At 59.4% G+C, this 7,423-nt stretch carries 8 protein-coding genes; 2 read left to right on the forward strand and 6 right to left on the reverse strand.

Features of this window, described 5'->3' with window-relative positions; all coding sequences use genetic code 11:
* Nucleotides 1-4 precede the first annotated feature (4 nt).
* Both DU506_RS16425 and DU506_RS16430 read left to right on the forward strand, forming a co-directional pair.
* Nucleotides 5-1,948, forward strand: coding sequence for a nitric oxide reductase activation protein NorD (locus DU506_RS16425; protein WP_114487972.1), 1,944 nt, complete (start codon nt 5-7; stop codon nt 1,946-1,948).
* A gap of 11 nt (nt 1,949-1,959) precedes the next feature.
* Entirely contained in the window at nt 1,960-2,190 is a 231-nt protein-coding gene (locus DU506_RS16430) for a hypothetical protein (RefSeq protein WP_114487973.1), read from the forward strand.
* Here DU506_RS16430 and DU506_RS16435 read toward each other — a convergent pair.
* From DU506_RS16435 to iscB (DU506_RS16460), 6 genes are all read right to left on the reverse strand, one after another.
* On the reverse strand, nt 2,187-2,489 hold the full coding sequence (locus tag DU506_RS16435) for a cytochrome C oxidase subunit IV family protein (protein WP_114487974.1): 303 nt from the start codon (nt 2,487-2,489) through the stop codon (nt 2,187-2,189). The genes DU506_RS16430 and DU506_RS16435 overlap by 4 nt on opposite strands.
* A gap of 33 nt (nt 2,490-2,522) precedes the next feature.
* Nucleotides 2,523-3,089 carry a cytochrome c oxidase subunit 3 family protein gene (locus DU506_RS16440; RefSeq protein WP_114487975.1) on the reverse strand — a complete coding sequence of 189 codons (567 nt, stop codon included), beginning with the start codon at nt 3,087-3,089 and terminating at the stop codon, nt 2,523-2,525.
* Nucleotides 3,089-3,529: a DUF4870 family protein gene (locus DU506_RS16445; RefSeq protein WP_114487976.1), complete on the reverse strand. Its 441-nt coding sequence runs from the start codon at nt 3,527-3,529 to the stop codon at nt 3,089-3,091. Before DU506_RS16445 ends, DU506_RS16440 begins: the two co-directional genes overlap by 1 nt.
* A gap of 147 nt (nt 3,530-3,676) precedes the next feature.
* Complete coding sequence (locus tag DU506_RS16450) at nt 3,677-3,988, reverse strand: c-type cytochrome (protein WP_114487977.1); 312 nt, start codon at nt 3,986-3,988, stop codon at nt 3,677-3,679.
* A gap of 90 nt (nt 3,989-4,078) precedes the next feature.
* A complete protein-coding gene (gene iscB, locus DU506_RS16455) occupies nt 4,079-5,449 on the reverse strand; it encodes an RNA-guided endonuclease IscB (RefSeq protein ID WP_114487978.1) in 1,371 nt (456 codons plus the stop codon).
* A gap of 499 nt (nt 5,450-5,948) precedes the next feature.
* Complete coding sequence (gene iscB / locus DU506_RS16460; RefSeq protein ID WP_328587994.1) at nt 5,949-7,376, reverse strand: RNA-guided endonuclease IscB; 1,428 nt, start codon at nt 7,374-7,376, stop codon at nt 5,949-5,951.
* Between the last annotated feature and the right edge of the window lie 47 nt (nt 7,377-7,423).

Here is a 7,423-nt window from a genome sequence, read left to right on the forward strand (position 1 = left end):
TTTCATGCTTGATTTTCTTGAAGTCGAGGAATTCGTCGGCCGCCATTGGCATCGCTGGGCTTCCGGTGCGGCAAGCTACCCCGATCACCCTGAAGCCGCGGTGCGTCTCGATTCATTGCGCCCCATGCTCGGGGTGTTCTTTCGCGCCGGTGGCGGTGAGGCGGGGGTCGATGTCGCCGCTATCGCCGGGCGCAGCTCATCCCATCGCCTGTCCCTGCGCCAGCGCCTGGGGCTTGACGAGGAAGTGCTCGATCAAGCTCGGCGCGACGAAGAGAGCCTGCTGTTACCGCCGCGCATCGCGCTGTTCTCTGACGCCTCACTGAATCGTGATCTCTACCTCTGGCTGGTGGCTTACCTGGCGGTGGCTCGGCATGTCCCGGCAGTCGAAGATCCATTGCAGCATGATCTTCTTCAGCTACGTGAAGTGAGCCGGGCGACTCGAGCGGCGCTTGCCCACTTTCCGGGACTTGGCCGGCGCCACGCCAGGCTCTGCCGCGAACTGCTGACGATTCGTCCCCAACGCAAGGGCTTGCCGCCGATGGAAGCGGCGTTGGAAGCCGCCCTGTGTGCCCTGCTTAGCGATACACAGCCCGATTCAGGCTGGGCCGACGTGATGCACGACGCCATTCAAGACGCTGCCCTGCCCCTAGACAACTTTCATGCACCACGCGGTTACCGTCCGCCGCTTCCGGTACCGTTATGGGGTCAGGCCGTGACCCTGGGTACCAATAAACAAGCGCGAACCGAAGAGGAAGATGATGAGGCGCCCATCGCCGGTAATAAGTCGCCGGAAGATGACCACGGTAAGCGCAAGGCCGACCGGCGCGAGCAGGATCAGGCCGACCGCGATGACCCCCTGATGCTGAATGCCTCAGAAAAAATGCTCTCCTGGGCCGAGATGGTCAATCTCAATCGCCACGTGGAAGATGAAGACGAGGACGAGGCCAAGCAGGCTGCCGATCAGCTCGATGAGATCGTGCTCAGCCCCAATCGCAAGAAGGCCGCTTCCAAGCTCAAGCTGGATCTTGATCTGGCACCCGATGAGGTGAGCGGAGGACGGCTGCACGGGCGCCATACCTACCCGGAATGGAACCACCGCAAGCAAGTGTATATGCCGGACCATTGTGTGGTGCTCAGTGGCATCCAGAGTGAGGAGGGAGAAAACTGGCAGCCGGACGAAACCACCCGGCGGCGCATTCGCCGAGTGCGCCGTGAGTTCGAAGCACTCAGACCGCGCCGCGAGATTCTGCGTGGCCAGCTCGATGGCAGTGAACTGGATATGGATGCGGTGATTCGCTCACGCTGCGATCTGGCAGCTACCGGTGAGGCTAGCGATCGCCTCTATCAAGCCAGTCGCACCCAGGCGAGGGATTTGGCGGTATCGATCCTGATCGATGTGTCGCTTTCCACTGAAGCCTGGCTGGAGGACCGCAGGGTATTGGATGTGGCCAAGGAAGCGCTACTGGTGCTGGGTCATGGCCTGGCAGGTTGTGGCGATGACTATGCCATTCACAGCTTTACCTCGCACCGCCGTCATCGCGTCTGGGTCAATACGCTGAAAGGCTTCGATGAGCCGATGGGGGATCGAGTGTCGCGGCGCATCGCAGCGCTCAAGCCTGGCCACTATACGCGTATGGGGCCGGCTATCCGGCATCTTTCCGGCGAGCTTGCCAAGCGGCCCAACCGTCATCGGTTATTGTTGCTGCTTACCGACGGCAAGCCTAACGATACCGACTATTACGAAGGGCGTTACGGCATCGAGGACACGCGAAAAGCGGTGCTTGAAGCGCGGCGAGAAGAAGTGCGCGTGTTCGGGGTGACCATCGATCGGGAGGCGGGGCGTTACATTCCTCATCTGTTCGGGCGAGGGGGTTACGCCATCGTGCAGCGCCCGGAGCATCTTGCCCTGGCCTTGCCGGGCATCTATCGTCAGATCATTGCCACCTGAGGAGGTTTGCCATGTCTCGTTTACGTCTCGTAGCGGCGGTTGGGCTATGGTCCCTCGTCGCCCTGGGGGTGGTTGTGCCACTGGTGTGGCTGATCAATAACCGCGACTGGGGGGTGGGGTTGATGCTGCTGGTGCCCTTCGTCGTGTATGGCTTGATGCGGCTGGGTCGGCTGCTGGAAGCCTGGGCGAATGCGACGCCGCCCCCTTCAGGTATGTCCGGTTCCGATAACGCGCCGCGCTAACCCATTAAATTGAAGCGACCAGCCAGGTAGCCCGCTGCAATCAGCGCCAGCGTCACAAGAATCAACCCGATGAAAATTCCTTTCCAGGCAGGCGTGGCGGCGCGCAGATTGAGGTAGACCATCAATACCCGATGCGCCTTGAAAGCGGTGGCCAATAGCACCAGAGCGACCGACCAGAGAGACAAGGCCTGCCAGTCAGTGGTCTGATCCAGGCGCGCCGAGACCATGGAAACCCCTGTCAGGCCCATTAGCATGACCCAGGTGATGAGTAAGCGGCGAGTGCCGGGCAGTGCCGTCATGGTTACCTCGAGAGACATCATCTAAAAAGAACATCATCTAATAAGATAAATTAGCGGATAAAGCAGTATCCAGATCAAATCCACCATGTGCCAGAAGGCCGCCGCCGTTTCCACGTTCTCGGTGGAGGTGCGCCAGCTCACCAGTCCCAGCAACGCCAGACCGAACAGTACGTGGGCGAAGTGAAAAGCGGTCAAACCATAGTAAAACCCGAAAAAGGCATTGGTTTCCGGCGTCAGGCCCGCGGCAAACTTGTCGCTGTACTCGATAAGCTTGACGGCACAGAACACCACCCCCAGCAGCATGGCGGCGCCCAGCCACAGGCGGGTGCGTTGCGTGCGGCCGATGCTTATAGCCTCCACGGCCAAGGCCACGCAGAGCCCGCTGGTCAATAGCACCAGCGTATTGAGGCCGCCCAGCAGGGGGTCGAGCTGTTGCTGGGAGGCATTGAAAAGGGCGGGGTCAAGGGCACGCTGGCCAGCGTAAAGTGCAAAGAAAGCCGTGAAGACCAGCATTTCGCTGAGGATCAGCACCCACATCAGTGGGTTGCCGGGCAAGGTCGAGAGCGGCCCCCAGCCGGGGTTGGGCAAGTCGCGGCTCATCAATCCTCCAGGCTGATACGGGCACCGCCGAACGCTAGGCTACGAGGGTTGTCGATGGGGCGATTGGAGGTCAAGCGTTGAATGCCCACACCGCATCGAGCCACCATCCAGATCAGGCAAACAGTGAAATAGATATAACCCATTGCCCAGGGAGCCATGGGTGGCAGTCCGGCAAGCCCGAGCAATTGCCAGGCGGCGACGAAAACACCACCCCCGATGACACCCAGCCAGAAAGTGCGAATCTGGAAAGCAAAGTGCGAAGCCACCCAGTCATCGGCGTTGCGTCGTTTCAAGTGGGCGATCAATACACCCAGCGGGGCGGTGACTACCGCCAGAACGCTGCCCAGAAAAAGCATATAAACGATGATCGCCGCACCGCGCCCACGGCTGGAAGGCAGCGATGCGGCTTGATGGGAGGGAAGAGCTGAAGTGGAAGACATCAGTGTACCTCTCTGTGAGCGGTGAGCCGGGTCTTTCGAGGATTCCCGGCGCTTATGATTGCATTTACTATGCCACGCTGAACTCAAACAGGTGGCGTTTTTTAGGCTTTTTGCGAGCCGTCACACCTTTCCAGGCCGAGGGTAGGGTTATTCCACTGCGCTGACCATGAAGTCGACGGACGCCTTCACTTCTTCATCACTGAGACTAAGGTTTCCACCCTTGGGTGGCATGGCATTGAAACCCTCGATCGAGTGCGTATACAGGATCTCGATCCCCTTTTCGAGTCGTGGCTCCCAGGCCTCGGCATCGCCCTTGATCGGGGCACCGGCAGCCCCTGTCATATGGCAGGCCATGCAGGCCTGGTTATAAATTGCCTCGCCATCGGGTTCCGCCTGGGCGGTTACGGAGAAAGCCAGGGCAGCAGTAGCAGCGACAAGAGCGGCAGACAATGTTTTCATCGTTTTGCGCGGGAAACCCGGTTGCTTTAGCGCCGGGAGGGATAACGCGTCGTGCGCAGCACGACTCGGGGCTCCCTGTCCGCGCCTCCTTTAGTATTGAATGGTGGGTAGTGGGTGGTAGCCGTAGCCATCACCGCGTTGCAGCAGGGTGCAGTGGCGCCAGGAAATCCCCTGGACCGCGCCCTGTTCGGTCTGAATATTGAAACTGCCGGTCTTGCGGATGGCCACGCGACCTGTATGTGTCCCGGTCTTCTTGCCGCTGGGCACCACCGCCCTGACCCTATCGCCGGTCTGAAAGCCCTTCACTTGCTTTTGGCGCATCAGGTAGCCACGCGGAAAGCCGAACTTGTCGAGCCGGGTGCGCTGATAACTGCCGCGCCCCATGGCCTTGATGACCTGGGTGGGTACCCGCCAGCCTTTCAGGGTGTCGAACTTGCCGACACAGGCCGCATCCAGGGCGTGGGTCTTGGGAATACCCAGCCGCTGGCGGTTGTACTTGGTGCGACCACCACTGCCCACGGCGACCGGCAGGCCGGTGGTTTTCAGGGAACCATACAACGCCCAGCGGGTGGCGTTGACGGCAGCGGCATCCCGCAGCGGTAATTTGAGCTGGCGCTGGACGCGCTCAAGACGGACTTCCGCCGACAGACCATTGGCTTTGAGGCGTTTCTTGAGTCCCTTGTTGGTGGCAAAGAAATCAGCAAGCCACTGGCTGTCCTTGGCCTGGTTGCAGTCGTGACAGGCGACGGTCAGGTTGCTCACCCGGCTAGAGCCGTCCCGAGATTTCGCTACCACATGCTCGATTTCCAGCGGTGTATCACCGGTGCCGCAGTAGGCGCATACCCGGCCCCATTTTTCCAGGAGGTATTCGCGCACCTCATAGCCCAGGAGCGTGCCTTGCTGGTACTCGACGCCGGAAATCTCGGGGTTTTCCATCTTCTGCAGGTCAAAGCGCACCAGCTCCATGCTCAGGTGCGTGACCGGTGCCCAGCGGCACAGCTTGTCCACCCAGGCCATGGTCGTATCGACCCGGTGTTGCAGGCTGGGTGGTAGCCAGCCCTTCTTGCGCGTGCGGTTATCAAAACGCGGCTGACGATAACGCAGATTCTTGCTGCGACGCCGACGCCGAAAACCGGCACGTTGCTCCAAGGCCTGGCGAATCTGGAAGCCCCGATGCACCAACTGACACAGGCAAAGCACATGGCGGGTTGCCGGTGCCTTTTCTTCCGTTGCGTTGTTTTCCAGCCGCATCAGCGCCAGCCCGGTTTCCTTGCTGCCCGGATCGGCAGCCAGCAGGGTTGGCTGCAAGGTGCAGTCACTCAGGCAGCGATCACGCAGGCGGATCACGAAAGGCGTCAGGTTCACCACCGCCGCCCGACCACGCTCCAGCAGCAGCCGTGCGCGTTTTTCCGAACACGGCATCAACGGCTGCTTGTTCTTTCCCAATACGAAAACCGCCATGCGATCTCCTCCTAAACATTGCCCTTACGGGCCTGGTGACGCAGGTCTTCCAACCTGTCTCCCCTCGGGAAAGTCTGCAACCGGCTCCTACCTTGCGGTAGCGACCAGAACCTTCGGCGCTTTACCTTTCACCAGCGTGATCCTGATCTTCCAGAGCGCCGAACTGAGTGAAGCATTCGGCGGTGGGTCTTGACGACCTATTGCAAACGTAGCGGGTTGGCTACCGCTTTCCCTGGTCAACCGGGCTTGCTGTCACAAGCCTCGTCCTTTAGGGCGAGGTAGTTGACCATAGATCTCCTAAAATAGATCATAGTCACGATGCACCGAGCAACTGCCCGACGTCAGTTATATTGGATGCGGAAATCTGCATCGGATCAGCCGGCTAAGGCTGATTTTTCCCAGCATGTCCGCTTTGGTTGGCAGTCATTGATTTAAGTAGTACTTTATATGCATGTTAAGTTTTGCGCAATATTTCATCTTCAACAATCATACGGACGGATTAACGGGCGTCAGCCAGTGATGCGTGGGAGGAAGGCCGTGACGTGGTTACAGGCTGCTTGACCAGAAACCTGACGTGGGTCTGGTTGTGGTGCAGACGCTGTATCTTCGACAAGGGTACTTGCTTGTAGCGCTTGCCGGGCGTGGCAATGTAGTGACCATCTTCGCCACGAATAAACGCCATCGACGTGCCGTTGAACCCACTGAGATAGCTTACCTGGCCCTGGAAACGCACCGTATCCAGCCGATTGAAGCCCTTGAGACTGACGACGTTCTTGCCGTTGCGCTTCTGCTCGCGGTTGGGCTGTTTACGGCCTCGGTGCGGCGTGGCTTCATGGAGCGAACGCTTGCGTCCGCCCAGGCAGATTGTCTTGATCAGGGAGCTTTTTGGCAAAACGCCCACCTGGGCGATGACCACCGCATCGTTGGCGTGGGTCTTGTCGATGCCCTGGCGTTTGCGGTGATGGGCCGTGACATAGCCGAACGTGGTTTGCACGGGCGCCAGCGTTGCCAGTCGGTCTTGCAGGTAATATTTTCCTTGTTGGACGTGGGCCGCCGAGCGGAAGGACACATTCTTCTGGCGGGGCAGCGCCAGTCCGTTCTGGTGGTGATTGTCATGACAGCTCCGGCAGAGGGTCATCAGGTTGCTCAGTTTGTCGCTCCCGCCGTTCGTGCGATAGACAAGGTGATGCACTTGCAGGGAGTCCTCGCTGCTGCAAACGCGACAGCGATGCTTATCCCGTGTTTTGCAGGCCGACTTGAAATTCTTGTCGTACAGCAATGGCCCCTGCTGGTATTCCGCCTCGGTAATGTCCGGGTTTTCGATGGCCTGCATATCGAAATAGGCATCTTCCAGACGAATTAGAACCGGGGCCGGCAACGGCATTTGCGCCACGGCGCGAACAATGACCTCCTTCTTCGAGCGAATGGACGGGGGCAGGCGTCCCGCCTGGCGAGAGGCATGGCGGTTGTCAAAACGCGGCGCCCGATAGCGGGTCTTGCGATGCCGACGCCCACGCCGATAGCTACGCCGCGTGTCCATCTTGCTCTTGATGTCCGTGCGAAGATGAATTTCTTCCTGGTAGACCTCCTCACCGTTGGCCACGGCAGCGATGCCCGCCACGACACCGCCATCGTCAATGCCGATGGCGACCGGCTGGCCATGCTCGGTGGCGGCGTAGGTCAACTGAATGGCAAAAGGTGTCCGCTGGATAACCTCAGCCCTGCCTACCCGGAGCATCCAACGAGCCTTCGCCGGATGCGTGGGCATCAGCCATCCGCCTTGCTGACTTTTGACATAGACCTTCATTGTCGTCACGAATGTCGTCAAAAATACGGGTTTTGTCACTAAATAATCAGGCGGAAAACAGACGGGCGGCAAACACCGATCAAACCCATGGAGCAGATCATCTGCGATACCATGGGGCATTGAGTAATTTCATGCTTACCCCATTTACATGCCCACCCTATCCGAGA

Source organism: Vreelandella rituensis, assembly GCF_003336665.1.
Classification (GTDB): Bacteria; Pseudomonadota; Gammaproteobacteria; order Pseudomonadales; family Halomonadaceae; genus Vreelandella; species Vreelandella rituensis.